Source organism: Desulfitobacterium metallireducens DSM 15288 (genome assembly GCF_000231405.2).
In the GTDB taxonomy this organism is placed as follows: Bacteria; Bacillota; Desulfitobacteriia; order Desulfitobacteriales; family Desulfitobacteriaceae; genus Desulfitobacterium_A; species Desulfitobacterium_A metallireducens.
This window is the reverse complement of record NZ_CP007032.1, coordinates 2,190,811-2,217,808: the sequence shown is the minus strand read 5'-3', so window position 1 is coordinate 2,217,808 and position 26,998 is coordinate 2,190,811. Positions and strand designations below refer to the sequence as shown.

Sequence of the window (26,998 nt, the reverse complement as noted above, 5' to 3'; positions counted from 1 at the left end):
TTGAAATGGCTGAAATAACTGCAGCTCTGGTAAAAGAGCTTCGTGAGCGTACTGGCGCAGGTATGATGGATTGTAAAAAGGCTTTAACGGAAGTTAGCGGTGACATTGAAAAAGCGATTGACTTATTACGTGAAAAAGGCTTAGCGGCTGCTGCGAAAAAAGAAGGCCGAATTGCTGCTGAAGGAATTGTGTATTCATATATTCATGGTGGCGGTCGAATCGGTGTTCTTCTTGAAGTCAATTGTGAGACTGACTTTGTAGCAAATACCGAAGATTTTAAACTTTTTGTTCGTGATATTGCTTTGCATATTGCTGCAGCGAAGCCTGAGTATTTGAACAAAGAAGATGTTCCCGAAGATGTTCTACAGCATGAGAAAGACATCTTAAAAGCCCAGGCCCGTAATGAAGGAAAACCAGAAAAAATTATTGAAAAAATGGTTGAAGGACGAATCTCAAAATTCTACAAAGAATTTTGCTTAATGGACCAAGAATTTGTGAAGGATCCAGATAAAACGATCAGCGATATAGTCATGGAAAAAACCGCGAAGATTGGCGAGCGGATTGTCATTCGACGCTTTACTCGCTATGAATTAGGCGAAGGAATTGAGAAAAAACAAGAAGATTTTGCAGCTGAAGTTGCAAAGGAAATGAACCGCTAAGGAAAGCGTATAGAGAACACTTAGGTGTTCTCTTTTTCGAACCGTAGAAATTTCAAAAAGGAAATTCCAGAGGAAATGTAGTATTATATAAGGGAGGTTAACGATGGATACACCACGATATCACAGAGTCATCTTAAAGCTGAGTGGTGAAGCTTTGGCAGGAAGTCAAGGCTTTGGAATTGCTCATGAAATGCTCGCAACGGTTGCTGAACAAGTCTCTGAAATTCGTAAACTTGGAGTGGAACTTGCTCTGGTTGTTGGAGGGGGTAATATTTGGCGAGGAATTTCGGGAAGTTCCCAAGGTATGGATCGTGCAACTGCAGATTATATGGGGATGTTAGCGACAGTGATGAATGCTCTTGCGTTACAAGATGCTCTTGAAAATGCGGGAATGGCAACCCGAGTTTTATCGGCTATTGAAATGAGGCAAGTGGCAGAACCTTATATTCGTCGGCGAGCAATTCGTCATATGGAAAAGGGACGGATTGTGATCTTTGCTGCAGGCACAGGGAATCCGTTTTTTTCGACAGATACTACAGCAGCGTTAAGAGCGGCTGAAATTGAGGCGGAAGCCATTCTTATGGCGAAGCAAGTTGATGGTGTATATGATTCTGATCCGGTAAAAAATCCTAACGCCGTTAAGTTTGATAAACTGAGTTATTTAGAGGTTTTAAGTCGTGGCTTAAAAGTCATGGATTCAACGGCAACCTCTTTATGTATGGATAACAATATTCCTCTCATTGTTTTTAATCTGAAGGATAAGGGGAACATTTATAGAGCGATCATGGGTGAACCCATTGGTACTTATGTAGGGAGGGAAATTAATGATTAGTGATGTCTTAAAGGACGCGGAAGATCGCATGCGTAAAGGAGTAGAGTCCTTGCGGAAGGAATATACGGTTATTCGTGCGGGACGGGCTAATCCGAGTATGCTAGAACGGGTGATGGTTGAGTATTACGGAACTCCGACTCCGGTTAACCAACTGGCGAATATTTCGGTACCTGAAGCAAGAATGCTCCTCCTTCAACCTTGGGATAAGACCGCTTTGCCTGCGATTGAGAAGGGGATCATGAAGTCGGATTTGGGACTAAACCCCTCGAGTGATGGTAATGTAATTCGCCTTATTATTCCGCAGTTGACCGCTGAACGGAGAACTGAGCTTGTTAAAACGGTGAAGAAAAAAGCGGAAGATTCAAGAGTTGTGATTCGAAACATTCGGAGAGATACTAATGATCAGCTCAAAAAACTAGAGAAAGATCATACATCCTCTGAAGACGAAGTAAAACGGGCTCAAGATGATGTTCAAAAGATGACGGATAAGTTCATTAAAGAGATTGATACAATAATGGATACCAAAGAACGGGAAATTACGGAAGTTTAACAGATGACCCCCTCATTTAAGGGGGTCTTTGACCACCTATAGCCGGCCAAATGGAGGTGGATAAGATGTGGCTTAGCTTTAGAAATAAGGATAAAAAAGTATTCTCTCCGAAGGGGATTGATCTAGAACGTTTACCTCGCCATATCGCAATCATCATGGATGGGAATGGCCGGTGGGCGAAAAAAAGAGGGCTGCCTCGTACAATGGGGCATCGTGCAGGGGTAGAAGCTATTCGTGAAGTGGTCAAGACCTGTTCAAACTTGGGAGTCGAAGTATTAACGGTTTACGCCTTTTCAACTGAAAATTGGCGAAGACCCAAAGATGAAGTCGGTATCTTGATGCGTTTACTTACAGAATATTTGCGGGCTGAGCTTAATGAGCTCCATGGAAATAACGTCAAAATTATGACCATGGGTGATCTAACCCTTCTGCCGCTTGAAGCACAGAAAGAATTATCCAGAGCGACTAAGCAAACCGAGCATAACACTGGTTTGATCCTTAATTTGGCTTTGAATTATGGGGGACGCGCTGAAGTTACGAGGGCTTTACGCATATTGGGCGAAGAAATCCAGCAAGGGAAATTAGCACCTGAGGAAATTAACGAAGAACGGATTAGCTCCTCATTATTTACTGTGGGTTTACCCGACCCCGATCTATTGATTCGTACCTCTGGTGAAATGCGCTTAAGTAATTTTATGCTCTGGCAATTGGCCTATACTGAGATTGTGATAACTGAACAGCTTTGGCCGGATTTCACTCCAGAAACATTGCTTGATGCCATTAAAACGTATCAACTACGGGAACGCCGCTTTGGCGGCATCAATAAGGAATAAGGGAGTTATCTATGTTACTTAGATCTATAAGCGCTTTAATCGGAGCACCACTCCTGCTTATCTTAACTTACCTTGGGGGGCCTTATACGGCGTTTTTGGCTGCAGTGATTGGATTACTAGCACTCCACGAATTTCAGGAGATAGCACATAAGTTAAAAGTAAAAATTTGGATGAAGGCCACTTTTATCGGTGCAATCGTTTGGCTATTGCTCATCACGCTTGATTTAAGAGAGTGGATGTTTCCATTTTTGATTTTCTGGTTACTTATAAGCCTGGGACGAATGGGGCTCCTATATCCTGATGTTCTCATTCCTGAGGTTGCTCTTAATTTTCTAAGCATTATATATACGGTCGTTCTTAGTTCACATTTGTATTTACTACGTTCTTTGGAGCAAGGAAGGTCCTGGACTCTTTTAGCGTTTTTTTTGGTATGGACGACGGATACATTTGCATATCTTGTAGGGAGGGCTTTTGGAAAACATCCCCTCGCACCTCATGTCAGTCCGAATAAAACGATAGAAGGCTCAATTGGTGGACTTATTGGAGCTATCTTGATGGGGCTGATCGCCTCTCAGGTAATGGGGGGGATGCCTTTGCCTTTCTTTCTGGGGCTGAGTTTCATTGTGGGAATCAGTGCTCAAATAGGAGACCTTTTTGAGTCAGCATTAAAGCGAAGTGCTGGAGTAAAGGACTCAGGAGACTTAATCCCAGGTCATGGCGGCTTTTTAGATCGTTTTGATAGTATGCTCTTTGCTTTCCCCATTGTGTATTATATAGTTCTGCTTTTGGCAGCGAGGTGATAAGTTTTGAATAATCCTCAAAGAAATAAATTAAGGGCTAACCTAAATCGTTTGGTAGTAGTGACAAGTGTGCTTGTTTTACTCAAGCTTTTTACATATTTTGTGCAAGAGTTTTTACCCGTCTTTGGGAAGGCTATGAATACATTGTTCTATGCCTTTTTGCCTTTTATTCTTGCTTTTTTAATTGCCCTTTTAATGGAGCCATTAGTTACCCAATTGATGAGGGGCATGAAAATGAAACGTCCCTTAGCGTCAATACTCGCTCTTATTCTAGTGATCGCGGGAATTGTTCTTTTTGTTACACTCATTGTCGTTAGACTTTATAATGAATTATCGGCTCTTTCATTAACTCTACCTGATTATAGTTATTTTATGAGTTTGATCAATCAGCTTATCGATAGCGTTGAAAAATTTGTAGTGATTAATCCCCAAATTCAAGCAACCTTGAACTCCTCAGTGAGCACGATTGTTACATCTTTACAAAACGGGGCAGGTTCTGCGAGTTTAGCACTTTTGAATTTTTTAGCGGCAGTACCTGGTTTCTTTATTATTTTAGTGATCTCAGTTGTAGCGACCTATATGATGAGTGCAAGCTTTCCAGGAGTTAAACGCTTTTTTCACGGATTTGTTCCCCAAAGATGGCATACGGGAGCTCAATCTGTAGGCCAAGATCTCGGTTCAGCAATTGTCGGTTTTGTGCGCTCAGAGACGATCTTAATCTCCATTACAGGAGTGACGTTGACGTTTGGATTACTGCTGATGGGAAATCCTTATGCTTTTACGATTGGTTTTATTTCCGCATTTTTAGACCTTTTACCGATTGTTGGAACGGGTATTATTTTTGTTCCATGGGCTATTATATTGCTCATTATCGGGGCCGCTCCTAAGGCTATTCAACTTATTATCATTTGGGTTGTGGCATTGGTAATCCGTCAGATTTTAGAACCTAAGATTATGTCGAAGGGCATCGGACTCCACCCTTTACCCACACTAATTTCGATGTATGTCGGTTTGAATTTACTGGGGGGAGTGGGTTTAGTGCTGGGCCCTGGTTTAGTTATCCTATATGAAGCACTAAGAAAAGCGGGAATTTTTACAGACCCTAAAAATTAGGATGAAAGTGTGATTGGTGTGAAGAGATTAACAGTCCTTGGTTCAACAGGCTCGATTGGAACACAGACGTTAGATGTTGTACGGGAAAATCCCGAGCAGCTTCAAGTCTATGCCCTCGTGGCAGGTACTCGCGTGGACGAAATAGAACGTCAGGTTCGTGAATTTAAGCCTCAGATCGTGGCTATGATGGACGAGAAAGGGGCAAGAGAGTTAAAAGCTCGCTTACGTGATCTGCCCGTCGTGGTTGAACAAGGCATGGACGGAATTATTCGCACGGTAACCGCCAAGGAACCGGATACGGTTGTTACTGCAATTAGTGGACGTATTGGTTTAGAGCCAACGTTGGCCGCCTTAAAGGCAGGCAAGAATATTGCATTAGCCAATAAAGAAACGCTGGTTGCAGGTGGAGAACTTGTAATGGAGACGGCAAAGCGCCTTGGCCGTTCGATTATCCCAGTCGATAGCGAACATTCGGCAATTTTTCAGTGTTTGGAAGAGCCGAACGGGCTGCTTGAAAAAATTTTAATTACGGCTTCGGGAGGACCTTTTCTAGGGTGGTCCCGTGAGCAATTAAGCGAAGTTACGCCGGAAATGGCATTGAAACATCCGAATTGGAGTATGGGAGCTAAGATTACGATTGATTCGGCCACGATGATGAATAAGGGATTGGAAGTCATAGAAGCACACCATCTTTTTGGCTTGACTTATGATAAGATTGAAGTATTAGTTCATCCCCAGAGTATTGTTCATTCTATGGTGCAATATCAAGATGGAAGTATCTTAGCGCAATTAGGTCGCCCAGATATGCGGTTACCTATTCAATATGCGTTAAGTTATCCTACACGCTGGTCAAGCCCTTTTGAAAGGCTAGATTTAAGAGGAAAAACGTTGACTTTTCAGGAACCAAATTTAAAAGAGACGCCGGCTTTGGCACTTGCTTATGAAGTTGGCAGACGGGGAGGTACTCTTCCTGCGGTCATGAATGCAGCCAATGAGGTTGCTGTTTATGCTTTTCTTCAACAGAAGATTGGCTATTTACAAATCGTTGAAATTGTGGAGGACATCTGTGCGGAACATGAGGTGTTAGACGCCACGGATTTGGAAAGCATATTAGAGGCAGATGATTGGGCTCGCAAACGTACGCAAGAACGAATTCAGAACTGCTAAAGTGGGACACTCACGTTCAGATGTAGCGAGTGATGAGGAGGGGTTGCGAGATGACTAATGCCTTAGCCGTTATTTTTGTTTTCGGGCTACTTGTGATGATTCATGAATTTGGACACTATATTGTAGCACGCTTGAATGGGATCAAAGTTCTAGAATTCGCTTTTGGTTTTGGCCCAAAAATTGTGGGTTATAAAGGTAAGGAAACTGAATATAACCTTCGAGTTATTCCGTTGGGTGGATTCGTTCGCTTATATGGAATGGACCCTGAAGTTAATGAAAACGGAGAACAAGAGCTAGCACCTTCGCATGACCCGCGAAGCTTTACGAACAAAAAGGTTTGGCAGAGGATGGCGGTGATTGCTGCTGGTGCAATTATGAATTTTGTACTGGCCATTTTTCTTTTCGTGCTTGTCTTTGCTTACTATGGTATTCCAACAGCAGCGAACGGAAATGCTATTGGATCTATAGTCGAAGGAAAATCTGCTGCACAGGCTGGAATTCAAGCCGGAGCAAAAATCCTCGCGATTGATGGAATAGCTACTCCCGAATGGGACGATTGTGTGAATGCTATTCATTCTAAGCCGAATCAAAAGGTTACCCTTACGCTTGAGCAAGCAGGTAAGCAGGAAACCGTTACGTTACAAACAGAAAAGGATGAACAAACGGGGTTCGGCATGGTGGGAATTGCCCCTCAAGTTATTTATGAAAAAACGTCCCTTGTCGATTCAGTGAAGTATGGGTGGCAGCAAACCGTTGATTTAACAAAGCTCATTGTTGTTTCATTAACCCAGATGATTACCGGTAAGACTTCAGCCGAATTAGGAGGTCCTGTTGCCATTGCTCAGGTTATTGGGGAAGGGGCAAAGCAAGGATTTGCTAATTTGCTCAGTTTAACTGGAATGTTAAGCGTACAACTCGGACTTCTTAATCTTTTTCCGATTCCAGCACTCGATGGTAGCCGTTTAGTGTTCCTTCTAATTGAAGGACTGCGTGGAAAACCGATTAACCCTGAACGTGAAAACTTTATTCACTTTATCGGTTTTGTATTATTGTTTGCGTTAATGATCGCGGTTACGTATCAAGATATTCTTAAACTTTTTGTGGGAAAAGGGTAGGAGGCCAAGGCTGTGTCAAGAAAAGAAACGAAAGCGGTTAGAATCGGACATGTAACTATTGGCGGGGGAGCACCTGTTGTTATCCAATCCATGACAAATACAGATACCCGCAATGTCAAAGAGACGTTGCAACAAATTGAAGCCTTAGCGAAAGTCGGCTGTGAGGTTGTTCGAGTGGCAGTCCTGGATCAGGATGCTGCATACGCTGTAAAAGCGATTTCAGCTCAAAGCATACTCCCAGTAATCGCTGATATTCATTTTGATTATCGCTTAGCTCTTATTGCAATTGAACAAGGTATTCATGGACTCCGGCTCAATCCGGGAAATATTGGTGCCCGATGGAAGGTTCAAGAAGTTGTTCATGCGGTTAAGGAAAGAGAAATCCCCATTCGCATCGGCGTAAATGCAGGGTCCCTAGAAAAGGAAATTCGGGAAAAATATCAAGGAGTTACAGCCGAAGGCATGGTTGAAAGCGCTTTAAAACATATTCACGTGCTGGAAGATGAAGGATATGATAAAATAAAAGTCTCTTTAAAAGCTTCCGAGGTTCCGCTCATGCTTAAAGCATATCGTTTAATGTCGGAGACTGTAGATTATCCGTTACATGTGGGAGTCACTGAGGCTGGAACCGTACGTTCTGGGTTAGTGAAATCTGCCGTCGGCATAGGAACCTTGCTTGCAGAAGGAATTGGAGATACAATTCGAGTCTCTTTAACAGGAGATCCTGTGCAGGAGATTCCAGTGGCACTAAGTATTTTAAGAACTTTGGGGCTGAGAGAACGAAATGTTGATTTGATCAGTTGCCCAACCTGTGGTCGAACACAGGTCAATCTTGCGGAACTCGCTGAACAAGTGGAAACGAGGCTTTCTAGTCTTCCTGCTTTGGACAGGCCTTTGAAGGTTGCCGTTATGGGATGTGCAGTCAATGGCCCAGGTGAAGCACGTGAAGCGGATTTCGGAATTGCTGGTGGCAAAGGGATGGGGCTTCTCTTCCGGAAGGGTGAGATCGTTGCTCGTTTACCCGAAGATGAATTGTTGCCTGCTTTATTGAAAGAAATTGAGAATTACGTAAAAGAGCATGGAAAGGATGAACATTAAATGCGTGTTAGCCAAATTCTGAATCCCACGTTGCGTGAAGTTCCGGCCGAGGCTGAAGTAGTTAGTCAGAAACTAATGCTTCGAGCGGGTCTGATTCGTAAAGCAGCTGCAGGAGTTTATACTTATTTACCTTTAGGATTAAGAATTCTTAAGAAAATTGAACAGATTGTTCGGGAAGAAATGGATGCTAAAGGGGGACAAGAAGTTCTGCTTCCCATCATCCAGCCAGCGGAACTTTGGCGTGAAACGGGACGATGGGATGTTTATGGACCGGAAATGTTTCGCGTGAAGGATCGACATGACCGCGAATTCTGCTTAGGACCGACTCATGAAGAGATTGTAACGGATTTAGTCCGGGGTGAGGTCCGCTCCTATAAGCAACTCCCTTTGCTCCTCTATCAAATTCAAAATAAGTATCGTGATGAACGTCGCCCCCGTTTTGGTTTAATGCGGGGTCGAGAATTTGTGATGAAAGATTTATATTCTTTTGATAAAGATGAAGCAGGCCTTGCTGAAAGTTATCAAAAAATGTATAACGCCTACACGCGTATCTTTTCACGTTGTGGGTTAACGTTCCGACCAGTGGAGGCTGATGCAGGCGCTATTGGCGGGAGCGGGGGAACTCACGAATTTATGGTTCTTGCTGATTCTGGAGAAGCGGCTGTTGTTTATTGTCCAGACTGTGATTATGCAGCTAATGTCGAGAAAGCAGAATGTCAACCCCAACCTATTAAGAGTGAGACGGTTAGAGAGGATTATAGCTTAGTTGAAACTCCTCATATGAAGACCATCGAACAGGTGTCGGATTTTCTTGGATTAGGGCAACACGAACTTGTGAAATCCATGTTATACCAAGGGGATGAGCAAATTTTCTTAGTCCTTGTTCGGGGTGACCGTGAAATCAACGAAATTAAGCTTAATAATATGCTTGGACCTTTTGTAAATTTGCAGTTAGCAGATCCCGAAGTAGTACGTCAGACCTTAGGCTGCGAACCAGGCTTTGTGGGACCGATTAATGCACCCAAAGATCTCAAGATTGTTGCTGATTTGGAAGTTTCTTTAATGAAAAAAGCGGCTTGTGGAGCCAATCAAGCTGAGCAGCATTATATCAATGTTCTCCCTGAACGAGATTTTCGCTTAGATCAGGTTTTTGATCTTCGCATGATTGTCGCTGGTGAGAAATGCCTTAAATGTGGAGGGGCATTAAAAGAGGCTCGTGGAATCGAAGTCGGACAAGTGTTTAAATTGGGAACGAAGTATTCAAAAGCACTCAGTGCTAATTTCGTAGATGAAAATGGGCAAGAAAAACCTTGTGTTATGGGATGCTACGGTGTTGGAGTCAGTCGGACAATGGCGGCCGCAATTGAACAGAACAATGATAATGATGGGATCATTTGGCCGATACCTATTGCTCCTTACCAGGTTATTGTCGTTCCTGTGAGTATGAAAGATTCTCAAGTTGTAGAGACAGCGGAAAAACTTTATGAAGAACTCCTTCAGGCGGGCGTTGAAGTTATGATGGATGACCGTGATGAGCGCCCAGGCGTCAAATTTAAAGACGCAGACCTCGTTGGTTATCCTCTTCGCGTGACCATTGGAAGCAAGACTTTGGCACAAGGTCAAGTTGAATTTCGGTTGCGTAAAACGGGAGAGATGGAGCTTGTGAAGGTCGAGGAGCTGACTAGCAAAGTACAGGGTATTATTGCAGAAGCGTTGAAGTAAAACTTTCTGAGTAGAACTATCTCAGTTTCATCTAAAGCATTATTTTCCTTGGAGTGTTGCGAACGATAAACGGATATGCTATAGTTAAATTAGGAATTTTAAGGAATGAACTGAGGAGTGGGTTTTGAACCCACTCTTTCATTTGCAATAACAGAAAGTATATATTTTCTACGGTATAACTTTGTAATACCTTCGCAACACTATAAATACGAAGGGGCGTAAAAAAGGAGAGATACACATGGGACTGCCAATTGAGCAAAAAGTTGAAGTTTTAGTTACACCAATTATCCAAGAACTAGGACTTGAACTGGTGGACGTTGAGTACATAAAAGAAGGCGCACACTGGTACCTCCGACTTTATATTGATAAAGAGGATGGAATCGACTTAGATGATTGTACGAATGTAAGTCATGCTGTCAGTGACCTTTTAGATAAAAACGATCCCATTCCACAGGCATATATGTTAGAAGTATCATCTCCCGGGTTGGAACGCCCCTTAAAGAAGGATGAAGATTTTATTCGCTACCAGGGTAAGTTGATTCATATTCGTACTAAAGAGCCCTTTCAAGGGTATCATGAATTTACTGGATACTTAGCTGGACTTGAAAATGATGTGATTATTCTTGAATATGAAAAAGAGAAGGTACAACTTCCTAGAAATATTATTGAAAAAGCGAATTTAGCGTTAGAGTTTTAGAGGAGGAAAAGTTAAAAATGAATATGGAGTTCATTGAGGCTTTACATGAACTGGAAAAAGAAAGAGGAATTTCTGCCGAAGTTCTATTTGAGACGATTGAAGCAGCTCTAATTTCAGCTTACAAAAAGAATTTCGCATCTTTACAAAATGTAAGGGTGAGTATCGATAGGATGACAGGCGAATTTAAGGTCTTCTCGCGCAAAAACATTGTCGAAGAAGTGGAAGATGATCGTACACAGGTAACTTTAGAGGAAGCACGCAGAATTGATCCTAATTATAACCTTGAGGACGTTGTAGAATATGAAGTTACTCCACGCGAATTTGGACGGATCGCAGCTCAAACGGCGAAACAAGTCGTCGTTCAGAGAATTCGAGAAGCCGAACGAGGAATGATCTATGATGAATATATTAACCGTGAAGGGGATATTGTTACAGGCGTCGTTCAACGCTATGACCAGAAAAACGTTATCGTTGATCTCGGCAAAGTCGAAGCTATTTTAGCTGCCCAGGAACAAATACCTGGGGAAACATATCAGTCCTTTGAACGAATAAAAACTTATGTCGTCGAAGTTAAAAAGACAACCAAAGGACCACAGATTATGTTGTCAAGAACTCATCCAGGACTCATCAAACGTCTTTTTGAACTGGAAGTTCCAGAGATACATGACGGTTTTGTTGAGATTAAGGGAGTATCTCGTGAGGCTGGTGCTCGTTCGAAAATTGCAGTTTATTCACGGGATCCCAATGTTGACCCAGTGGGTGCGTGTGTCGGACCCAAAGGGAGTCGGGTTCAAACGATTGTTACCGAACTCAAGGGAGAGAAAATTGACATTGTCAATTATTCGACTGAACCTGAGGAATTTGTGGCAAATGCCCTATCTCCTGCGAAGGTCGTTGGTGTTTACACTAAACCTAATGAGAAAGTAGCCCTTGTTGTAGTCCCTGATTATCAACTTTCTTTAGCTATTGGTAAAGAAGGGCAAAATGCACGCTTGGCTGCAAAATTAACGAACTGGAAGATTGATATTAAGTCTGAATCTCAAGCTTTAGCACAAAATCTTATTCCTGACTACAACGAACAAGATTCAACGGAATACGATGAGTATGAAACCTATGATGAAAATTATGATGAGTATGAAGAATATGAAGACTACGAAGAGTATGAGGAAAATTCAGAATCCGACGCAAATAGCGAAAAATATGATGAATTCTCAGATTACGGTGATGAATCTATTGAGTATAATGAAAGTGCTGGATATGACATCAAGGCAGGGTATGAAGGCTATGAGCAAAATGAGCCGGAGACTGAAATAGACGAGCCTAGTAAGTTAAAAGAAACGGAGCCGTCCATTCCTTCTAAGGAGAACAAAAAGAGAAAAGGGAAGCGGTGAGTAGATGAAGGTGCGTAAAGTTCCGATGCGAATGTGCTTAGGTTGCCAAGAAATGAAACCTAAAAAAGAGCTTGTTCGAATCGTGCGGACGCCGGAGGGAATAGTGGAAATTGATCCAACGGGTAAACAAAATGGGCGGGGAGCATACATCTGTCCGCGAGTGGAATGTTTCAAGGCGGCTGTAAAAGGGCATCGGTTTCAAAAAGCATTTGACATTGCACTCTCTCCTGAGTTGATTCAAGAATTAGAAGGAAAGCTGGCAGGTTCGTGACAGAACGGATTTATTCTTTATTGGGGATAGCCCGCGGAGCAGGGAAAATAACCTCCGGAGAGTCTCAAGTTGAAGCCATGCTAAAGAAAGGCAAAGGAAGTCTTTTGGTTTTGGCGGAAGATGCACCGGGTACGCATAAAAAATATTCACAATGGGCTAGAGATTTAAACATACCCGTTCTCATTTTTGGTGAAAAATTAGAGCTGGGAAAAGCGATTGGATTATCTCAACGCTCAACCGTTCTGGTTATGGATGATGGGTTTGCTAAAGCGATCTTAAAGGTAAGGGGCTGACGGCTTGGAATAAATATCGGGCGCTGAATATGTGGGGGTGGTTGTATTGAGTATTCGTGTACACGAATTGGCAAAAGAATTAAATTTAAGTAGTAAGGATGTTATGACGAAATTAGAAAATATGGGAATTGAAATTAAAAATCATTTGAGTGCAGTAGAGAAGGGGGACGCAGATCGTCTCCGTGCCCAAGTTACTCAGACAAAGGGTAAGGAACAGGGCAAAGAATTGCCCCACTCGGTAGCCCCAGGGGAAACCAAGACTGAAGCTTCACAAGGCCCACGTCCGGGGATGGGAGATCGTCCACAAGGCCCACGTCCAGGGATGGGAGATCGTCCACAAGGCCCACGTCCAGGAATGGGAGATCGTCCACAAGGCCCACGTCCAGGGATGGGAGATCGTCCACAAGGCCCACGTCCAGGAATGGGAGATCGTCCACAAGGCCCACGTCCAGGAATGGGAGATCGTCCACAAGGCCCACGTCCAGGAATGGGAGATCGTCCACAAGGCCCACGTCCAGGAATGGGAGATCGTCCACAAGGCCCACGTCCAGGAATGGGAGATCGTCCACAAGGCCCACGTCCAGGAATGGGAGATCGTCCACAAGGCCCACGTCCAGGGATGGGAGATCGTCCACAAGGCCCACGTCCAGGAATGGGAGATCGTCCACAAGGCCCACGTCCAGGGATGGGAGATCGTCCACAAGGCCCACGTCCAGGAATGGGAGCACGCCCGCAAGGCCCACGTCCAGGAATGGGAGATCGTCCGCAAGGTCCACGTCCGGGAATGGGAGATCGTCCCTATGGTCAACGCCCAGGGATGGGAGACCGTCCGCAAGGTCCACGCCCAGGGATGGGAGACCGTCCGCAAGGTCCACGTCCAGGGATGGGAGATCGTCCGCAAGGTCCACGTCCGGGGATGGGAGATCGTCCCTATGGTCAACGTCCGGGAATGGGAGATCGTCCGCAAGGTCAACGTCCGGGGATGGGAGATCGTCCCTATGGTCAACGTCCAGGAATGGGAGATCGTCCCTATGGTCAACGTCCAGGAGCTCCTCGTCCTCAAGCTACACCAGGAACTACGCCGCTCGAACCACCGAAACGGCAAAGCCCGGTTAAGAAGAAAACGCAAGATCACTCTTTTGAACGAAAAAAAGAGATGGAGAAAGATATTCGTTCTCGACAACATCAACATCGACGCAATACCCGTCATGAACAGAAAGAGGTTCGTGACACCACTCCGAAGCATATCGTGGTTCCTGAATCATTAACGGTCCAAGATTTAGCCTCAATCATGAGCAGAAAATCGGGTGAACTCATTAAAAAGCTTATGGATTTAGGTGTCATGGCTACAATTAACCAGGAAATTGATTCGGAAACGGCTACGATCTTAGCTACAGAGATGGGTGTTACTGTAGAAGTAAAAATCGAGAAGCCTCTGACAGAAGTCGAAGAAATTGTTGATGATCCGGCAGATTTAATTCTACGGCCGCCTGTTGTTACAGTCATGGGTCACGTTGACCATGGTAAAACATCATTGCTTGATGCTATTCGTACAACGAATGTAACTGCTTCTGAAGCTGGGGGAATTACTCAGCATATCGGTGCATACCAAGTTGAAATTAAAGGACAGAAGATCACGTTCCTTGATACTCCTGGACACGAAGCGTTTACGGCGATGCGTGCTCGTGGCGCTCAAGTAACAGATATTGCAGTCCTTGTTGTAGCTGCAGATGACGGCGTAATGCCCCAGACGATTGAGGCGATTAACCATGCCAAAGCGGCAGGAGTACCGATCATTGTGGCGATCAATAAGATCGATAAGGAAAATGCACAGCCAGACCGTGTGAAACAAGAATTGACCGAGTATGGCCTTGTCGTTGAGGAATGGGGAGGCGATACGATTGCTGTCCCTGTATCAGCAAAAGGAAGGGAGAATATCGGTCAACTCCTTGAGATGATTTTACTCGTCGCTGAAATGCGTGAGCTTAAAGCGAATCCGAACCGCCTTGCTATGGGTACCGTCATTGAAGCTGAACTTGATAAAGGAAAAGGTCCTGTAGCAACGATCTTGGTCGCTAAGGGAACATTAAATGTAGGGGATTCGATCTTGGCTGGTTCAGCTTTCGGAAAAGTTCGAGCTATGGTTGATGATAAAGGACGACGTGTGAAAAAGGCTGGCCCTTCTATGCCTGTAGAAGTTCAAGGTCTGAACGAGGTGCCGGCTGCCGGTGATATCTTCGACGTCATAATCGATGAGAAACATGCTCGTCAAATTGCTGAAGCGCGTGCGAATGTGAGAAAAGCTGAAGAAGCCCGTCAGATGTCAAAAATCAGCTTAGAAGATTTGTTCGATCGGATTAAAGAAGGAGAAGTTAAAGAACTCAATGTTATTATCAAAGCTGATGTACAAGGCTCAATTGAGGCTTTAAAACAATCCTTGCTTAAATTATCCACGAGTGAAGTTCGGGTCAACGCCATTCATGGTGGTGTTGGGGCAATTACTGAGACCGATATTATGTTAGCAGCTGCTTCTAATGCAATCATTATTGGCTTTAATGTTCGACCAGATTCCAACACGAAAGCCACGGCTGAAATGCAAGGCGTAGATATTCGCCTCTATCGTGTCATTTATGACGCGATTGAAGATGTTAAAGCAGCCATGACGGGAATGCTCGATCCTGACTTTAAAGAACTTGTCCAAGGCCGCGCTGAAGTTCGTCAAGTATTCAAGGTTCCCAAAGTGGGCAGCGTCGCTGGAAGCTATGTAACTGAAGGGAAAATTACGCGCGCATCAAAAGTTCGGGTGATTCGTGATGGTGTAGTTGTTCATGAAGGAAATTTAGAGTCCCTCAGACGATTCAAGGATGACATCAAAGAAGTGATGGAAGGGTATGAGTGCGGAATCGGCGTGGAAAGCTTTAATGATATAAAAGAGGGCGATATTATCGAAGGTTATATCATGGAAGAAGTAAAACGCGAACTTTAATCCAAACCCGGAGGAATGAACTATGGCAAAACACCGAGCAAGTCGCTTGGGAGAAACACTAAAAGAAGAAATATCTCAAATGATCCGTGAGGAGATCAAAGATCCTCGGATTGGTTTTGTAACAGTGACGAGTGTAGAAGTTGCTGCAGATCTAGGACATGCCAAAGTTTTTGTTAGTGTCCTTGGAGATTCTCAACAAGGTAAGGATTCACTTACTGCTCTCAATCGAGCTGCGGGTTTTGTCCGTAGCGAAATCGGTAAGCGGATTCGTCTTCGACACGTCCCAGAAATAGTTTTCAAATATGATTCGTCGATTGAATACGGAGCTCATATCGCTGAACTTTTGCATGAGGTTCATACTGAAAAAGTTGATAACGAGGACGATTCTCATGGCGAATGATGTGTTAAACCGCATTGCTAGTGAATTAAGAAAAGCGCCGGAAGTGGCGCTTTTCTCCCATATTTCGCCAGATGGCGATTGTTTGGGTTCGATGCTCGCTTTGGGGTTAGCTTTAGAAAAATTGGGGAAGCGCGTTTTTCTGTATAATCCAGACACAGTTCCTCATAATTTAGATTTCTTACCGGGAGCTTCACAAGTTATTAATGTGTTGCCTGAGCAACTCCCTCAAACGCTTTGCTTTGTTGATTGCACGGATTTACGTCGTGTTAATCTTGAGCTTAGTCAACTCCCAGAAAACGCGGTTATACTGAATGTCGATCATCACATTTCCAACCAGAATTTTGGAACACTTAACTGTGTGGAATCTACAGCTAGTGCCAGTGGCGAAATTGTGATGGCACTCATTCAAGAACTTGGTGTGCCTCTAGATCAAGAAATCGCGACTAATCTCTATACAGCTATCATTACAGATACCGGTTCATTTCAGTATAGTAATACGAAGCCTAAAACTCATCGGCTTGCGGCTGATTTAATGGAAAGCGGAATCGATCTTCTTTCTATTCATCACCGTATTTTTGATCAGAAATCTTTAGCACAGGTTGAGCTCTTGAGAAGAGGGCTGAGCCAGCTTAAGCTTTATAGTGACGGACAACTTGCTGTGATTACTTTGCGCAAAGAAGACTTCGAGGAGATAGGTGCGGCTGAAGGTTTAAGTGAAGGCGTTATAAATAATGCTCGAAGTATTGAAGGTGTTGAAGTCGCAGTGCTTTTTAAAGAAATAGAACCTCAAAAGATTCGAATCGGTTTTCGCTCAAATCTCTGGTTTAATGTAAATGAATTAGCTGCCCGTTTTGGCGGTGGAGGGCATAAAAGAGCTGCTGGATGTTCGATGGAGGTCTCCTTGGAGGAGGCAAGTCAATCTGTCATTAAGGCGATTGAGGAGGAATTACGCATTGGACGGAGTCATTAATGTACATAAACCTGTAGGCATGACTTCTTCTGATGTTGTCGTTTGGGTGCGTAAGCATCTCAATACTCGTAAGGTGGGACATACTGGAACGCTTGACCCAGAAGTGAATGGAGTATTACCCATTTGTGTGGGCAGAGCTACAAGGTTAGCAGAATATCTAACTGATCAAGGTAAATCTTATCGAGCCGAAATCACGTTTGGTATTGTAACCGATACCCAGGACGCGCAAGGAGAAATCCTGCATTCGATCCCGCCCGAGGTAAATGGGGATGATTTCTTGAAAATCCTCCCGCAATTTTTAGGTTCTATTCAGCAAATCCCACCGATGTATTCAGCTGTCCGTCATCAGGGAAAGCATTTATACGATTTGGCAAGGCAAGGAATAGAGGTTGTACGTGCTTCTCGCACGATCAATATCCGAAGGCTTGAATTTATTTCATGGCAAGAGAGCGACTATCCAAAGGCTGTTTTTGAGGTGGATTGTTCGAAGGGAACCTATATTAGAACGTTATGCCAGGACATCGGAGATGCCATGGGGTGTGGCGCCCATATGTCAAAATTAGTTCGTTTACGTTCAGGTCCATTCCGCGTAGAAGAAAGCTGGACCTTAGAGCAACTCAGCGAATCGATTGAACAAGGAAGGGATGATTTTCTTATTCCGTTTAATCGTGTTTTGGATTTACCCAGGATAGTACTAACTCCAGAAAGGGCTGAGGCATTTCGGCATGGCTTGTCAACATCCCAGAGGGGGTTGTCCGGCTCAACGCTTCCTGAGTCGGGACAAGTTCAAGTCTTCATGGAAAATGAATTTATTGGGATCGGTAAATGCAACGACCAATCCCTTTATCCTTATAAAGTGTTTTTTTAGGCCTATTGCGCTATTAGAGGAGGTATTAAACGCAGTGCAGGTTATCAGACAGTTACCTGAAAAGCCGAACAAAGATTGCGTACTCGCCTTAGGCAATTTCGATGGTGTACATCTGGGACACCGGCGCTTGCTGGAGAGTGGATTAGAAATAGCCCGGAAAAAGGGGATCGAATTAAGTGTGTTGCTCTTCGAACCGCATCCTTTAAAACTTCTTTTTCCGGAAAAAATGATTGGGTTATTAACAACCTCAGAGCAACGATTGAAGCTTTTAGAGGAATTAGGTGTGGATAAGGTATATCTGATTTCTTTTACCCATCAAATGGCTGACACAACGCCTGAAAAGTTTGTATCCGATATACTTCTTCAACTTGGAATGCGGTATGTAGTGGTCGGCTTTAATTATTCCTTCGGCTCAAAAGGGAAGGGGACTCCCGAGGATTTGCAAGGCTTCGGAGAGAAATATAGGTTCGGTGTCAGTGTTCTTCAGGCCCAAACCATGGCAGGAAAAGTCATTTCTTCTAGTATTATCCGTAAAGCTTTACTTCAAGGCGATATCCGAGAGGCACAAAATATGTTGGGACGGTATCCGTGTTTATTTGGTAAGGTTGTTAAAGGTGAACAACGAGGTAGAACCTTAGGGTATCCCACAGCAAACCTCGAATTTCATGAGGATCTGTTGATTCCTAAACGGGGATCTTATGCTGTCTGGACAGAGCTGAATGGGAAAATGATCATGGGTATGATGAATATTGGGATGAAACCGACCTTCCATGAGGAGTATATGACCACCGTTGAAGTTCATTTTTTTGACTTTAAGAGTGATCTCTACAACCAAGAGTTAAGCTTAAATATTGTCGAGCGTTTACGAGATGAACGCAAATTCTCTGGTGTAAGTGAGTTGCTTGACCAATTGCAAAAGGATGCGATCCAGGCGAAAAGAATCCTCGAACATGAAGGCATTCAGAACAGCCTTTACAAATCCTCAGTTTTTCGGTAAAATACACTAGGATCGAGTGAACCGCTGACTCGGCTGGACGTACTCCGGCACCATCTGGGCAGTAGGCGATTTAAAAAAATGGAGGTTTTCAAAAATGTTAACACCAGAAAAGAAAAAAGAAATTATTACGAAGTTCCAACAACATGAAGGGGACACAGGTTCGCCAGAAGTCCAGATCGCACTTTTGACCGAGCGAATTGCTTATTTGAATGAACATTTCAAAATGCATAAAAAGGACCATCATTCCCGTCGCGGTCTTTTGAAAATGGTTGGACAGCGTCGTGCGCTCCTTAATTATTTAAAAGATCTTGATTTTAATCGTTATCGTGCAATCGTTACAGCTCTTGGCTTACGCCACTAATTCATGATTTAATATAACGGAGAAAAATGAGAAGCAGAATGGTGTCTGCTTCTCATTTTTATTCTAAATAAAAAAAATGATTTAATTGCAACAAAAAACCTTATATTACCAGTGCGATTTTGAATAATATTTATAATTTATATCCTAAATATATCAATAATCGTGAAATTCATTAGATTTATTAGATTTTTTATCCAAAATGCAGGAAATAATAATAACATGTCGAAGAGGAAACAAGTTAAGAAGATGGATTGAATTAAGGAGGTTCCATAGTGCAACATGGAGTATTAGAACGGTCTATTCAAGTCGGGGGAAGAACACTGGCACTACAGACCGGGAAAATTGGAAAACAGGCCGGAGGGGCAATTTTTTGTCAGTACGGAGAAACAGTAATTTCAGCCTTCGCTACAGGAAGCGCTGAACCCAGAGATGGAATTGATTTCTTCCCGTTAACCGTTGAGTTTGAGGAACGATTATACGCTGCAGGAAAAATTCCTGGTGGATTTATAAAACGGGAGGGACGTGCGAGCGAAAAGGCGATTTTGTCTGCACGGCTTATTGACCGTCCAATTCGTCCGTTATTTCCTGAAGGCTATCGCAATGATGTGCAGGTTGTAGCTATGGTCATGTCGGTTGACCAAGATTGCGCTTCAGATATTACTGCAATTAATGCTGCTTCAGCAGCCTTAACCATTTCAAATATTCCTTTTGAAGGACCTGTAGCCGCTGTTACTGTAGGCTTGATTGATAATGAATTTTACATAAATCCTACGGTTGAACAAACGGCAAAAAGTATCATGCATTTAACGGTTTCTGGAACTAAAGATGCAGTGATGATGGTTGAAGCGGGTGCTCAAGAAGTCCCTGAAGACCAAATGCTTGAAGCCATTATGTTTGGACATCAAGAAGTTCAGAAAATTTGCGAATTCATCGAGAACTTCCGTGCAGAAGCTTTAGAGTTAGGATTAGCTAAAGAAAAACAAGAACTTAAAATCAATCGGATTCCTGATGCAATTGTTGAGTCTGTCGATAAGTATGCTTTTGAAAAAATGGACCAAGCTGTTCGTACAGAAGAGAAAAAGGCGCGTGAAGTAGCTGTCAAAGCGGTTAAAGATGAAGCCTTAGAGCATTTCGCAGAAGAGTTTCCCGAGGAACTCAAAAATGTGGATCGTGCTCTTGAAAATTTGGTTCATAGAATCGTTCGTCGTTTAATTACTGTAGAACATATCCGTCCTGATGGTCGTGCTCTAGATGAAATACGCCCGATCACCATCGAAGTCGGTGTACTTCCTAGAACGCATGGTACAGGGTTGTTTACACGTGGCCAAACTCAGGTTTTGACTGTGGCCACGTTAGGAGCTGTTGGTGACGAACAGATCCTCGATGGTTTAGGACTTGAGAAGTCAAAACGCTACATCCATCATTATAATTTCCCACCTTTTAGTGTGGGTGAAACTCGACCGATGAGAGGACCTGGGCGCCGTGAAATTGGACATGGAGCATTAGCTGAGCGTGCACTTCTCGCAGTTATTCCGGATGAAACGGAGTTTCCATATACAATCCGACTGGTTTCGGAAGTCCTGGAATCCAATGGTTCGAGTTCGATGGCTTCAGTCTGTGGTAGCACCCTTGCTTTAATGGATGCTGGAGTACCGATTAAAGCACCTGTAGCAGGTATTGCTATGGGGTTGATTAACGAAGAAAATCAGATTGCAATTCTCACGGATATCCAGGGACTTGAAGACCATGACGGTGATATGGACTTTAAAGTTGCAGGAACAAGCGACGGTGTCACTGCACTTCAAATGGATATCAAGATCAAAGGGGTATCCCGTGAAATTCTGGATAAGGCATTAAAACAAGCTAAAAAAGGACGGCTCTTCATCCTTGATAAAATCACAAACGTGATTGATAAACCTAGAACCGAACTTTCTCCGTTTGCACCTCGCATTATTTCGGCATCAATTCACCCGGATAAGATTCGTGATGTCATTGGAGCGGGTGGAAAGACGATTAAGAAGATTATTGATGAGACTGGAGTCAAGATTGATATTGAAGATGATGGACGCGTCTTTATTTCGGCGATTGACGGTGAAGCCGGTGAGAAGGCACTCAAAATCATCCGGAATTTAACTCAAGATGTTGAAGTCGGGAAGATTTATACCGGACGAGTTACCCGAGTTATGGACTTCGGAGCTTTTGTCGAAGTGATTCCAGGGGTCCTAGGTTTAAACGGGAAAGAGGGATTGGTCCATATTTCTCAACTGGCGCATACTCGGGTTGAAAAAGTCGAAGATGTGGTCAAAGTAGGAGATGAGATTCTCGTTAAAGCAACGGGAGTTGACAAGCAAGGTCGTCTCAATCTCTCACGGAAAGAAGCAATTCCAAACCCAAATCCAAATCCGAATGCGACTGCTAATTCAAATTCAAGCAACAATCCTCAGCCCAATCATTTTTCGAGAAATAGATAATTCGAATAAAAGACCCGTAACTTCTGCATCGGCCGCCCCATGCATACATCTGTAATGTAAGGGGGTAGGCCGATGTATCTCTACTTTAAACTTTCGCACCGGGGATTAAAAATCTTGGCTCTCGTTTTTGTATTGTTTTTAGGATTCTTCGTCGAACAGAAGGTTGTTGCAACTCTAGCCTCTGTACCTGAACCCATTGAACAAATCAAAACTGAAGAAAAAGTGATTGCGTTAACCATCAATGTGGATTGGGGAGAAGAGTACATTCCAGGCTTACTCGATGCATTAGATAAGGGTCAAGCGAAAGCAACCTTCTTTTTAACCGGGCGCTGGGCCAATAAGAATCCGGAATTAGTCAAGGATATTTTAGCCCGTGGACATGAAATCGAAAATCACGGCTATTCTCATCCGCATCCAGATCGTTTGTCTGTCGCGGCGAATGAGCAAGAAATTATCAAAACTGAAAAAATAGTTCAAGAGCTGACTGGACAGAAAACTCGGTATTATGCACCTCCTTATGGCGAAAAAGGAGTATCGGGTCTGAAAGCTGCACAAAATTTAGATTATCAAACGATATTGTGGACTTTGGATACCGTCGATTGGCGTCCAGAAAGTTCGCCTGATTTGATTGCCCAACGTATCGTAAACCCTTCTGTTCGCTTTGGAGTGAAGCCCAAAAAAGAAGGGGCTATTGTCTTAATGCACCCGAAAGCAAATACAGTAAAAGCTCTGCCGAAGATTTTAAATGAGTTGAATAATCAAGGTTTTAGAATGATAAAATTATCAGAATTGATAACATTGAACTCTGTCGGAAATACTACCTCATAATAGCAAATGTGAGGTGGTTTAATGTTCAGGCCAAAGTGGATGTTTACCTGTGTCTGCGCTGTGCTGATCGCTGTATTGGGAGTTCAGCCAGTACAAGCGATAAATCAATCTCGTCCCGCTGTAACAGCGGATGCAGCAGTGCTTATGGATGTAATCACAGGGGATGTTCTTTTTGATAAACAAGCTCATAAGCGACGAGCGCCAGCAAGCACGACAAAAATGATGACAGCAATCTTAGGGCTTGAACTGGGGAGACCGGATGAAGTTGTGACGGTGAGCCCTAAAGCTGCAGCGGTAGGGGAATCGACCATTCATCTTGACCCGGGAGAAAGGGCTACACTTTATGAGCTGATTACTGGGGCTTTAGTTAAGTCAGGCAATGATGCTTGTGTTGCGATAGGAGAACAAATCGCAGGAAGTGAAGCTCAATTTGTTCGGATGATGAATCAAAAAGCGCTTTTCATTGGGGCCAAGGATACACATTTTGAAAATACTAACGGTTTACCCCATAAAAATCATTATTCGACTGCGTATGATTTGGCTTTAATTGCCCGCTATGGGATGCAACTTCCTGCCTTTTCTTCAATTACTCGGCAAAAAGAAACAGAAATTCATTTCTTGGAGCCCGACTTTATGATGGATTTGCGCAACACGAATAAACTGCTTTGGAACTACCCCTTTGCAGATGGAGTCAAAACGGGGACGACTAACGCAGCGGGAAAATGTTTGGTAGCTTCTGCAACGAAAAATGGACGGCAATTGGTTGCGGTTGTACTTCATGCCCCGGATCGCTTCGGAGATGCGCAAAAACTGCTGGAATGGGGATTCGCTCAAACAGAGAGCGTTTCAGTGGTAAAGGCAGGAGAAATGGTGGCGGAATTTCCCCTGGAAAGTCCAGAGCCATTAAAAGGCTTGGCTAAGTATTCTGTGGTAGTCAGTCTTGCTAAAATAGATAAAGATAAAATTGAAAAGAGAGTTCAGTGGACGCGTTCAACCCATTTACCCATTCAAGCCGGTGAAGAACTCGGAGTTTTTGAAGTCTGGCTAAATGGACAGAAAATAACAAGTGTTCCCTTGGTGGCGGAACGCGAGTTCAAGGTACTCAAACCGTTTTTTCGTAGATTTTAAACCGCTTTTAACATTAGATTTCTGAGGGGATGTGAAGACAGTGTTTAAGAAGACTGTTTTACCTAATGGTGTAAGAATTATCACGGAAGAAATTGATTACGTCCGTTCAGTTTCCGTAGGATTATGGGTTGGTGCCGGTTCTCGCGATGAGCGGGAAGGGTATGAGGGAATATCGCATTTTATTGAGCATATGTTGTTTAAAGGAACGAAGAACAGGACCGCACGTGAGTTGGCCGAGTCATTAGAAAGCGTAGGCGGACAGCTAAACGCTTTTACAACAAAAGAATATACGTGTTTTTATGCTAAAGTTTTAGACGAAGACATGGATCTAGCGAATGATGTCTTGAGTGACATGTTTTTTAACTCTCTATTTGATGAAAAGGAAATTGAAAAGGAGAAAAAGGTTGTCATTGAAGAAATCAAAATGTATGAAGATTCTCCAGATGAATTGATTCATGATCTCTTTTCTGAGTACGTTTGGAACGACCATCCTTTAGGTAAGCCTATTTTAGGTACAGAAGAGAGTATTCATGGTCTAAGCCGAGAAAAAATTATGGATTATCTTGGGCATCATTATGCTCCTGAAAATTTGGTTATCGCTGTGGCCGGAAAAATTGACCATGAAGATATTATTAAGAAATTAGCCCCAATTTATGGTGAATTTAAGCGAGGCGGAATACGCATTCTTGAAGGAACTCCAAAGGGACAAACGATTCATCGCTATAACACCAAGGATACGGAGCAAATGCATCTTGTCATGGGGGTACCTGGGTTAGGACAAGATGACGAGGATATCTATCCGATGCATATTATTAACAATGTTCTTGGGGGAGGGCTTAGCTCACGATTGTTCCAAGAAGTGAGGGAGCAAAGAGGTCTAGCTTATTCAGTTTATTCATATCACTCGACCTATGTTGACTCTGGAATGTTTGCCATCTACGCGGGAACAACACCGGATAATACTCAGGAAGTTGTCGAATGTATCCTGGCTGAGCTTCAGAAGATGAAGAACGAAGGAATAACGGCAGATGAATTGGCGAAGACGGTAGCCCAAGTGAAAGGAAGTCTTTATTTGGGACTGGAATCTGTAAGCAACCGTATGAGTCGTTTGGGTAAGACAGAACTGAGTTATAATCGAGTCATTTCTCCAGAAGAGATGGTTGAAAAATTGGAGAAAGTGACCTTAGAAGACGTCAAAAGGGTGATGAATCGCCTTTGGGTTAAGGATAAATTCAGTTTAGTTATGATGGGTCCTGCAGGGCATGCGGTTGATTTAGAAAGATTATTTCAAAAGGTCAATTGGAATTAACACCTAACGTGGGGGAGAAACATGAATTATATTCCGGTAAAAATTAAAAACATGAGACCGGAGCGTGAGCTTGCCGTTCCTGAGTATGCAACTCAAGGGGCTGCTGGAGTAGATCTCCATGCGGTCTTAGAACGGGATTTAAAGCTTCTTCCAGGGCAAATAGTAAAGATCCCTACGGGAATCGGAATCGAGTTATCCCAGCCCGATATTGTTGCTTTGATATTTGCTCGAAGTGGACTTGCTTCAAAAAATGGCCTTACTTTAGTGAATGCAGTAGGCGTGATTGATTCCGATTACCGAGGAGAAATTCAAGTGGCCATGATTAATCTCGGTCAAGAAATCTTCACCCTTCATTCAGGGGACCGCATTGCGCAGATGGTTTTTATGCCAGTCTTTCTGGCCCAGTTCATTCCGGTGCAAGAACTTACGCAAAGTGACCGTGGTGAGGAAGGATTTGGATCAACGGGAATCCGTGACTAAAGAACTTAAGAGTTAGATTGAGTTTGAAAAAGTTCTAGGGATGTTAACCTTGTCATACTATCCCATAGAGGGGTGGTATAAGGATGCAGACCTTAGGGCTTTTTTGTTTAGGACTTGGAATCATAGCCTCAATCAGATCCAGGGCTTATCTTAAGATGTGGCGCTCCGAACCTAAACAAAGTTTGCTTTCAAGTTCGATCACTCAACTTGTGGGTACAGCAGGGGGAATTTATCTTTCTTTCGAATTATTGTTCTCCTTCTTAAAGATTCCAGAACATTGGTGGAATGAAACAGAGTTCATTGTTGAGCCTCTTGCGTTAGTTTCCTTAGTTTTAGCAATTATTCAGCCTTTTGTGATACGAGCGTGGCTCAAGATTCGCAAATAAAAGGAGGAATTGTAATGCTTCTCAGCGATTTGGCAGGGAAAGAAATTATCAACCTTTACGATGGAGCAAAGCTCGGACAAATCGGGGATGCGGACTTAGCGATCTCTTCAGGGGGTACGATCGAAGCCATTATTTTAACTTCACGATCGGGCTTTGGAAGCTTTTGGGGAAATATGGGGGAGAAAGAGCGGGATACTTTGGTTATTCCGTGGCAAGCGGTTAAAAAGGTGGGCTCTGAAGTGATCATCGTCGATATGGAGAATAGAGCAGACCGGATGAATAAATATTCAGTTTGACACAACTTTAACAATTTACTACAATAAAAGGAACTTACATTGACCCCGCCTTGCTGATTTTTTTTGCAACGGGGTTTTGCCATATCTTCATGAGTTTTAATTGGAGGCGTTTTAAGTTGAAAAAGATACGTGTATATGTTGCTGGCGCAGGCGGCAAAATGGGTCAAGAAGTTGTAAGAACCATCCTTAAGCAGGAAGATATGCAATTAGTTGGCGCATCAGATACGCGTCAAGCGGGAGTAGATGTGGGGTATGCGATCGGGACTGCAAGAATCGGACTTGATATGTCTGGCCCATTAGATGCTGATTTATTGCGTACGAGTCAAGCTGATATCCTTGTCGATTTTACAAATCCCCAATCCGTTTTAAAGAATGCGAAATTGGCAATTAGTGAGGGCGTAGTTCCTGTTATTGGAACGACTGGCTTAGATGAAACGGATACTGCTGAAATCCGTGACCTTGTAGATTCGGAAAAGTCGGGTGTCTTTATTGCACCAAATTTTGCAATTGGAGCCATTCTCATGATGCGATTTGCTCAAGAATCTGCAAAGTACTTTCCAAATGTAGAGATCATTGAGCTTCATCATGACCAGAAATTAGATGCTCCTTCAGGCACAGCGCTTAAAACGGTTGAATGGATCTCCGAGGTTCGCAAACCGATGGTTCAAGGGAATCCCAACGAATACGAAAAAATTCAAGGTGCTCGCGGAGGGGATGTGGATGGGATTCATATTCATTCTGTTCGCTTACCTGGTCTTATTGCTCATCAGGAAGTTCTTTTTGGAGGATTGGGTCAAGCCTTAACTATTCGTCATGATGCATATTCCCGAGAAACCTATATGCCGGGGGTTATGCTGGCGATCCGAAAATCACTCGGGCTTACGTCACTGGTAATAGGACTGGAAAATTTCCTTGAATAGGAAATTCCACTAGGTAACCGCCTTCATCCCGCCCTCATATACTGGTTAGTAGTCATG

Annotated in this window: 28 protein-coding genes; all 28 read left to right on the top strand. The window is 43.4% G+C overall.

The window, feature by feature from the left end:
• The first annotated feature begins 5 nt into the window (after positions 1-5).
• The gene (gene tsf / locus DESME_RS10850; RefSeq protein WP_006718241.1) at positions 6-659 is read left to right on the top strand and encodes a translation elongation factor Ts; all 654 of its coding nucleotides are present in this window, start codon (positions 6-8) and stop codon (positions 657-659) included.
• Between the two features lie 103 nt (positions 660-762).
• Positions 763-1,491: a UMP kinase gene (pyrH, locus tag DESME_RS10845; protein WP_006718243.1), complete on the top strand. Its 729-nt coding sequence runs from the start codon at positions 763-765 to the stop codon at positions 1,489-1,491.
• Positions 1,484-2,041 (top strand): ribosome recycling factor, encoded by a 558-nt coding sequence (gene frr / locus DESME_RS10840; RefSeq protein ID WP_006718245.1) that lies wholly within the window; start codon positions 1,484-1,486, stop codon positions 2,039-2,041. The genes pyrH and frr overlap by 8 nt, the downstream gene beginning before the upstream one ends.
• Positions 2,042-2,106: 65 nt before the next feature.
• Positions 2,107-2,874, top strand: coding sequence for an undecaprenyl pyrophosphate synthase (gene uppS / locus DESME_RS10835; protein ID WP_006718247.1), 768 nt, complete (start codon positions 2,107-2,109; stop codon positions 2,872-2,874).
• Between the two features lie 11 nt (positions 2,875-2,885).
• Positions 2,886-3,674 carry a phosphatidate cytidylyltransferase gene (locus DESME_RS10830; RefSeq protein WP_006718249.1) on the top strand — a complete coding sequence of 263 codons (789 nt, stop codon included), beginning with the start codon at positions 2,886-2,888 and terminating at the stop codon, positions 3,672-3,674.
• Between the two features lie 6 nt (positions 3,675-3,680).
• Entirely contained in the window at positions 3,681-4,787 is a 1,107-nt protein-coding gene (gene ytvI, locus DESME_RS10825) for a sporulation integral membrane protein YtvI (RefSeq protein ID WP_006718251.1), read from the top strand.
• Positions 4,788-4,805: 18 nt separating this feature from the next.
• The gene (locus DESME_RS10820; protein ID WP_025248774.1) at positions 4,806-5,954 is read left to right on the top strand and encodes a 1-deoxy-D-xylulose-5-phosphate reductoisomerase; all 1,149 of its coding nucleotides are present in this window, start codon (positions 4,806-4,808) and stop codon (positions 5,952-5,954) included.
• A gap of 50 nt (positions 5,955-6,004) precedes the next feature.
• Positions 6,005-7,069, top strand: a complete 1,065-nt coding sequence (gene rseP / locus DESME_RS10815; protein ID WP_006718255.1) for an RIP metalloprotease RseP — start codon at positions 6,005-6,007, stop codon at positions 7,067-7,069.
• A gap of 12 nt (positions 7,070-7,081) precedes the next feature.
• A complete protein-coding gene (gene ispG, locus DESME_RS10810) occupies positions 7,082-8,167 on the top strand; it encodes a flavodoxin-dependent (E)-4-hydroxy-3-methylbut-2-enyl-diphosphate synthase (protein ID WP_006718258.1) in 1,086 nt (361 codons plus the stop codon).
• Positions 8,168-9,889, top strand: a complete 1,722-nt coding sequence (locus tag DESME_RS10805) for a proline--tRNA ligase (RefSeq protein WP_006718261.1) — start codon at positions 8,168-8,170, stop codon at positions 9,887-9,889.
• Between the two features lie 238 nt (positions 9,890-10,127).
• The gene (gene rimP / locus DESME_RS10800; protein ID WP_006718264.1) at positions 10,128-10,586 is read left to right on the top strand and encodes a ribosome maturation factor RimP; all 459 of its coding nucleotides are present in this window, start codon (positions 10,128-10,130) and stop codon (positions 10,584-10,586) included.
• A gap of 17 nt (positions 10,587-10,603) precedes the next feature.
• Positions 10,604-11,977, top strand: coding sequence for a transcription termination factor NusA (gene nusA, locus DESME_RS10795; RefSeq protein ID WP_006718265.1), 1,374 nt, complete (start codon positions 10,604-10,606; stop codon positions 11,975-11,977).
• A 4-nt stretch (positions 11,978-11,981) separates the two neighbouring features.
• Positions 11,982-12,248 (top strand): RNase P modulator RnpM, encoded by a 267-nt coding sequence (gene rnpM, locus DESME_RS10790; RefSeq protein ID WP_006718267.1) that lies wholly within the window; start codon positions 11,982-11,984, stop codon positions 12,246-12,248.
• Positions 12,245-12,541, top strand: coding sequence for a L7Ae/L30e/S12e/Gadd45 family ribosomal protein (locus DESME_RS10785; protein WP_006718268.1), 297 nt, complete (start codon positions 12,245-12,247; stop codon positions 12,539-12,541). Before rnpM ends, DESME_RS10785 begins: the two co-directional genes overlap by 4 nt.
• 46 nt (positions 12,542-12,587) lie before the next feature.
• Positions 12,588-15,527: a translation initiation factor IF-2 gene (infB, locus tag DESME_RS10780; RefSeq protein ID WP_025248773.1), complete on the top strand. Its 2,940-nt coding sequence runs from the start codon at positions 12,588-12,590 to the stop codon at positions 15,525-15,527.
• 22 nt (positions 15,528-15,549) lie between these two features.
• A complete protein-coding gene (gene rbfA / locus DESME_RS10775) occupies positions 15,550-15,927 on the top strand; it encodes a 30S ribosome-binding factor RbfA (RefSeq protein ID WP_006718896.1) in 378 nt (125 codons plus the stop codon).
• A complete protein-coding gene (locus DESME_RS10770) occupies positions 15,917-16,897 on the top strand; it encodes a DHH family phosphoesterase (protein WP_006718894.1) in 981 nt (326 codons plus the stop codon). The genes rbfA and DESME_RS10770 overlap by 11 nt, the downstream gene beginning before the upstream one ends.
• A complete protein-coding gene (truB, locus tag DESME_RS10765; RefSeq protein ID WP_006718892.1) occupies positions 16,881-17,765 on the top strand; it encodes a tRNA pseudouridine(55) synthase TruB in 885 nt (294 codons plus the stop codon). Before DESME_RS10770 ends, truB begins: the two co-directional genes overlap by 17 nt.
• A 34-nt stretch (positions 17,766-17,799) precedes the next feature.
• Positions 17,800-18,762, top strand: a complete 963-nt coding sequence (locus DESME_RS10760; protein ID WP_006718890.1) for a bifunctional riboflavin kinase/FAD synthetase — start codon at positions 17,800-17,802, stop codon at positions 18,760-18,762.
• A gap of 94 nt (positions 18,763-18,856) precedes the next feature.
• Positions 18,857-19,123, top strand: a complete 267-nt coding sequence (gene rpsO, locus DESME_RS10755) for a 30S ribosomal protein S15 (RefSeq protein ID WP_006718889.1) — start codon at positions 18,857-18,859, stop codon at positions 19,121-19,123.
• Between the two features lie 272 nt (positions 19,124-19,395).
• Positions 19,396-21,594 carry a polyribonucleotide nucleotidyltransferase gene (locus DESME_RS10750; protein ID WP_006718886.1) on the top strand — a complete coding sequence of 733 codons (2,199 nt, stop codon included), beginning with the start codon at positions 19,396-19,398 and terminating at the stop codon, positions 21,592-21,594.
• A gap of 72 nt (positions 21,595-21,666) precedes the next feature.
• Positions 21,667-22,422, top strand: coding sequence for a polysaccharide deacetylase family protein (locus tag DESME_RS10745; protein ID WP_006718884.1), 756 nt, complete (start codon positions 21,667-21,669; stop codon positions 22,420-22,422).
• Positions 22,423-22,443: 21 nt separating this feature from the next.
• Positions 22,444-23,550 carry a D-alanyl-D-alanine carboxypeptidase family protein gene (locus DESME_RS10740; protein ID WP_006718883.1) on the top strand — a complete coding sequence of 369 codons (1,107 nt, stop codon included), beginning with the start codon at positions 22,444-22,446 and terminating at the stop codon, positions 23,548-23,550.
• A gap of 40 nt (positions 23,551-23,590) precedes the next feature.
• Positions 23,591-24,859, top strand: coding sequence for a M16 family metallopeptidase (locus DESME_RS10735; protein ID WP_025248771.1), 1,269 nt, complete (start codon positions 23,591-23,593; stop codon positions 24,857-24,859).
• A gap of 21 nt (positions 24,860-24,880) precedes the next feature.
• Positions 24,881-25,339 (top strand): dUTP diphosphatase, encoded by a 459-nt coding sequence (dut, locus tag DESME_RS10730; protein ID WP_006718879.1) that lies wholly within the window; start codon positions 24,881-24,883, stop codon positions 25,337-25,339.
• Between the two features lie 83 nt (positions 25,340-25,422).
• The gene (locus tag DESME_RS10725) at positions 25,423-25,725 is read left to right on the top strand and encodes a hypothetical protein (protein ID WP_006718877.1); all 303 of its coding nucleotides are present in this window, start codon (positions 25,423-25,425) and stop codon (positions 25,723-25,725) included.
• A 14-nt stretch (positions 25,726-25,739) separates the two neighbouring features.
• Complete coding sequence (locus DESME_RS10720) at positions 25,740-26,021, top strand: YlmC/YmxH family sporulation protein (protein WP_006718875.1); 282 nt, start codon at positions 25,740-25,742, stop codon at positions 26,019-26,021.
• Between the two features lie 116 nt (positions 26,022-26,137).
• Positions 26,138-26,941 (top strand): 4-hydroxy-tetrahydrodipicolinate reductase, encoded by an 804-nt coding sequence (gene dapB, locus DESME_RS10715; protein ID WP_006718873.1) that lies wholly within the window; start codon positions 26,138-26,140, stop codon positions 26,939-26,941.
• Positions 26,942-26,998 lie beyond the last annotated feature (57 nt).